The organism is Pseudoalteromonas sp. SMS1, from assembly GCF_021530565.1.
Lineage (GTDB): Bacteria > Pseudomonadota > Gammaproteobacteria > Enterobacterales > Alteromonadaceae > Pseudoalteromonas.
Genome location: NZ_JAKGBI010000044.1, coordinates 1 through 6,010, shown reverse-complemented (window position 1 = coordinate 6,010; position 6,010 = coordinate 1). Strand labels below are relative to the sequence as shown.

The window sequence follows — 6,010 nt, the reverse complement described above, 5'->3', positions numbered from 1 at the left end:
AGATGCACAAGGCTATGTAACGCGTTTTGAGTACAACGCCAAAGGTCAGCTCAGTGCAAAAACACAGTTATCCGAAGCGGTAAACCAATCGGTGGTGGCAAGCCTCAATCCCCATACTGATGGGAATGATTGGCATATTTATGCTAACGGCTCGGGCACTGCAAGTTTTAAAGTAGAACATGATAGTACTTATGGCTCTGATGTGATGGTATTTAATTCATCTGGCGTATCAGACGGTATACAGTTAAACAACTTTAGCGCAAAGGGTACGCGTTTATCTTGGGATATGAAGTTTGCGCCATCAGAGGATTATCACGTATATGTCAGTGTATCTACGAAGCATGGTCATCGATATTTGTTCTATACCCCTACTAATTTATACGTGTCTGATAGTTCAGAGCCTCATAAAAGTAGTAGCTATTTAAACTTTCCACTCGGTGAAAGCTCAAGAACGGGTGATTGGGTACATATTTCGCGTGATTTAGCGTCTGACTTAAAAAGGTTAGAGCCTGATAATGAACTACTCGACTTCCATGCTTTTCAGTTAAGAGGGACGGGTAAAATTGGTGCCATAACCAATGACAGTTTGAACACTACTATATTAGAACAACTCAATACGTCGGATGCAGACAGAAAACAAACTTACCACTACGATAAGGCTGGCAACCTTGAGTATCAAGTAGACGCCGAAAGCCATCAGTTTTACAATGGACAAGGGCTGGTTATTGGCCGTTTAGATGCGGATGGCGCACTGACTACGTATCAATATAATGAAAACGGCCAGAAAATAGCAGAGTCTGCGCACTTAAGGCAGGTTCGTAATCATGTAATAGGTAACCCTTTGGCAATATTGACCGGTGAGGTACGTTCAACGTATTGGTCTTATAACGGGGCTGGCCAAGTTGAGAGTACAACTCAACCCGATGGGACTCAAAACATCTTTACCTATGATAAAATGGGGCGACTGATCCAGACTCAAACACTGGATAAACCAGCACAATACAGCACTATATACGCTAAAGCCCTTCGCTCTGTACACATTGACCCTCAGGTTGACAAGGTAACTTGGCATCCCCCTAAAAATGCCGCAATAACAGGCGATACGCTAACAAAAACGGCTGGCGGGTTTGGTTACAATGCTGGCACCTCGAGTAAAGAATTTATTTTAGGTGGGCAAGGTGAGGTTGTATATGAAGTGCCAGTGGCTTCAGATGCACTGATTGGTTTGAATGATGATGGCCAAAAAGACCTGTATTATTCTGATATGGAGTTCGCCTTTCATGTGTCTCGTAGCACAGTTCGCGTCTATGAATATGGCGTAAGAAAAGCAGAGCTTAACATTGCCAATCAAACCGGAACTCAATTCAGAATATTACTTGTCAATGGCAAAGCACACTATCAAGGCCGCCAAGCAACTGAGACTGAATTTAAGACGTACTATATTTCTGAGCAGGCGGTATCCTCCTCTACCAAATACTATGCAGACATAACCCTACTGAATGAAGGGGACTCGATAAATGCGGCATATATCAAAAATGGCATCGGGCAAAGTGATTATACTTCTTCAAAGCAGGTTGTGGATTCAACCGATTATGCGGCTGAAGCCCTGAGTACGGCACAATTCGACCCTGTAAATGACAAGGTTACTTGGCACCCCCCTACGAATGCTGTAACAACAGGCGATGCACTAACAAAAACGGCTGGCGGGTTTGGTTATAATGCTGGCACCTCGAGTAAAGAGTTTATCTTAGGTGGACAAGGTGAGGTTGTATATGAAGTTCCAGTGGCTTCAGATGCACTGATTGGATTGAATGATGATGGCCAAAAAGACCTGTATTATTCTGATATGGAGTTCGCCTTTCATGTGTCGCGAAGCACAGTACGCGTGTATGAATATGGGGTTAGAAAAGCAGAGCTGAACATTGCCAATCAAACCGGAACTCAATTCAGGATTTTGCTTGTCAATGGCAAAGCACACTATCAAGGCCGCCAAGCAACTGAGTCTGCATTTACCACATATTATGTTTCTGAGCAGGTGGTATCCTCATCGACCAAATACTATGCAGACGTATCTCTACTGAATGAAGGGGACTCTATCAGTGCTGCATATATTAAAAATGGTATTGGGGAAAATGAGCTCACTGACCGTTACACTCTTAATATTGTAAGTGAAGAGACATTTGATAATGGAGAAATGTCACAGTTTACCAAGCATAGTGATGGTTTAAATTCTATATCGTTCATTGATGGTAAGCTGCGTTTTAAACGTTTAGCCCACTCTGAATCATTGTTTCCTCAGATCACATCCAAAGATAGTTATGCCATTAATAAAGAAACAGCGATTCAGTTTGAAGTGACAACAGGTAGCTCGTTGAGTGATACCTATTTCTATGGTGGATTAGATAACCTTGGTGGTTGGGGAGATAAAACCTTGGACCGCCATGCTGTGTATTTTAATGGTGGGTATGTGCAATCCAATGTTGTACGTAATGGGGTAAGCCAAGGCAACAAAAACCTAATGGCGCTTAAGACCAATACAACGTATGTGGTTCGCTTTGAGACGTTTGGAGACAAAATTGTTTTGACGGTGACGCCAAAAGGCCAGCCTGAGCTCGCTTCGTCTATAACCGAGTCCACAGATGGGTTTACTGGCGATGCAAGTGTGCGTTTTTACAATAATCCGCGTGTAGGTGCAAAAGGCACTGAGATATTTATCGATAACTTTCAAGCTGAACATGGGAGAAAAATTGAAAACGGTTACGCTGACTATGACCTATTAGCCGGTCGAGCCAATAATCATGTTTATGTACATGAAGAGACATTTGATCAGGGGCTCATGTCACAATTTACCAAGCATAGCGATGGTTTAAATTCTATATCCTTCATTGATGGGAAATTACGTTTTAAACGTTTAGCCCATTCAGCATCACTGTTTCCTCAGATCACATCCAAAGACAGCTATGCACTCAATGAAGAATCAACAATTCAGTTTGAAGTGACAACAGGCAGCTCTTTAAGTGATACCTATTTCTATGGTGGATTAGATAACCTCGGTGGGTGGGGAGAGAAAACCTTGGACCGCCATGCCGTGTATTTTAATGGCGGATATGTGCAATCGAATGTTGTGCGCAATGGGGTAAGCCAGGGCAACAAAAATTTAATGGCGCTTAAGACCAATACAACGTATGTGGTTCGTTTTGAAACGTTTGGAAACGAAACTGTTTTGACGGTAACGCCAAAAGGCCAGCCTGAGCTCGCAGTGTCCATATCGGAGTCTACAGATGACTTTACGGGTGATGCCAGTGTGCGTTTTTACAATAATCCACGTGTGGGTGCAAAAGGCACAGAGGTATTCATTGATAACTATTTAGCATCTAGCGGCAGGAAGATTAAGGATGAGCACTATAAGTATGACTTATTAGGGCGCCAAACGGGCACCATTGATGCACTAAAAACACCTGAAATTCAATTAAATTCTCCGGTTAATTTAAGCCTTTGGGATATTTACGATACATCTCCTGCGGGTGCGTCAATGGACACTGTGTTTGATGCAGAATACGGCGCAGATGTTGTGCAAACTTCAGGACATGGCACAGACAATGGTTTCCGGTTACGAGGCAGTGGACAAACCTATTGGAACCTTCAGCTAACGGACATTCAGTGGGATATGCAGTTTAGTGAGAGTTCCGTTATTTATATCGGTATTGGCACCAAATATGGGTTTAGATATCTGCAATATTCAAATGGCAATTTTACGCCATTTAAAGATGGAGTATATCTACACCACCCACTGCCGGAAAGTGCTGCATCAGGAAACTGGACAACCATTGAGCGAGATTTACGCGCAGACCTACGCAAAGTTGAGCCGGACAATGACATCATTGATGTGAAGACCTTTTTAATTCGTGGTAGCGGTAAAGTTGGTCGTGTAGCGTTGCTGCAACAAGAGAGTAAATCGTATGACTTAGCTGGTAACGTATCTCGAATTCGAGACGAAGCTGGCAATGAAACACGTTACTTTTATGATGCAAACGGGCAGCTTAGATTTGAAATAGACGCCGAGCGCCATGTTACAGAATATCGATATAATCAATTTGGCCAGCAAGTTGCCACATTGTCATTTAAAACACCCCTGTCAGAAGCTGATTTAGCTAATAAGGCATTTAACCTCGTAGGTGGCATGATGAGTGCCGCAGCAGAGTCATATTTGTCAGGGGTGAGCGGCGCACAAGATGCCATTATCACATCACATACCTATGATCAAAAAGGGCAAGTTGTAACCTCGGTAGACGAAGAAGGGTATCTTACTGAGTCAGCATACAACGCCTTTGGAGAGCGGGTGTTAAAGTCTGTGGACGAAACACGCATTCTGATCTCCGATGACTTAACTCAATGGCATACCTATGACGAAACGCCTGAAAATGCCAAAATTTCGACTGTGTTTGACGCCGATTATGGTAAAGAGGTGGCAGAATTTAAGGGATTTGGTAAGGAAAATGGATTCCGTATACACGAATCAACATCGTTTGGCGCCACGCCCGATATGACGACGTTGCGCTGGGATATGAAGTTCAGTGAGGACTATACCTTTTATGTGAGTGTTGATACACCAAAGGGACATCGTTACATTACATACCACAGTGATACAACGGCGCCTGTTGTTCACAAGGAATATATTGAGATGCCTTTACCAAATGCCGCACATGCTGGGCAGTGGAGAACGATTCAGAGAGATTTATTGGCTGATCTTCAGTCACTTGAGCCAGATAACACGATTACGAAAGTTAAATCGTTCTTGCTGCGCGGCTCTGGCCGCATTGGGGATGTGGTGCTATCGAGCCAAACCCATTCGCATTATCAATATGACAAGCGGGGGTTAAATACCGCCACAACAATATCGAGTGCGCGCGCTGGAGTAAATACACTTACGCAAAACAGTTTGAAATGGCATGTGTATGACAATACATCAGCAGGTGCAACTATCACTGACGTAAGTGACAGCGCCTATGGTAAGCCTGCGGTACAATTGCAAGGTAACGGAAAATCTAACGGCTATAGGGTGATAGATGACGTATTTAGTCAACGCCATGATACACAAACCACTTTGCAGTGGGACATGCAATTTTCCTCAGATTTCGACGTTTATATTCGTGTAAACACCAGCCTTGGCGAACGTTATTTAACATACAAGCCAGCTGATTTCCAACCGTTTGCCAGTTCCTCAAAATCATATTTACATTATCCGCTTTCAACTCACGCAAAAGACGGACAGTGGCATACGGTACAAAGAGACTTGCAAGCTGACATCAATGCATTGGAATCAGGTAATAAGTTATTGGAGGTTCTGTCCTTTGATGTGCGAGGCTCTGGAAAAATTGGTTCAATTTCAATGTTGGATCCGAACAGTGATGTTGTCTCTCAAGCCACATCTTATGAAGGTCAGGTACTCACCTCTTCAACAGTGTATGACGCATTTGGTCGAGTTCAGAGAATGATTGATGCCAACCAACACCAGACTGACATACAGTATAGTGTGGACTCAGCATCGAATCATGTCGGTAAAGTGGTCACTACGACGCACAATGTAGATGGCGTCATGCGCAGTATCTCCAATGAGTACGATTTATTGGGTCGAAAATTAGCGGTTAAAGATACGCTAGGGAACGTCACAGAATATGCCTACGATGACCGCAATAACCGAATTACGGTGACTCAAACAGATGGTACGCAAGTTATCACGATCCGCAATGCCCAGAATAAAGTTGCGTCAGTTCAGCAGCTAGATGCGAGTGGCAATCAAGTCTCTTTGACGGAGTATGAGTACGACAGTCAAGGCAATTTGACGCTCACGAAGATAGATGGTGAAGTACACTCTGTGCGCACCTACACCAAGAATGATTTATTGCATTCTGTCACCGATGCCAATGGCAATACGGTTGAAACCCACTACGATGGCATTGGTCGCGTCACGTCAACGGTGACAGATCCTAACGGGTTAAACCTAACCACC

The 6,010-nt window shown here is 43.6% G+C and carries 1 protein-coding gene; it reads left to right on the top strand.

Features of this window, described 5'->3' with window-relative positions:
• Positions 1–6,010: RHS repeat domain-containing protein (locus L1286_RS23800; protein WP_235409511.1), on the top strand; the 6,010-nt coding region annotated here is incomplete at both ends.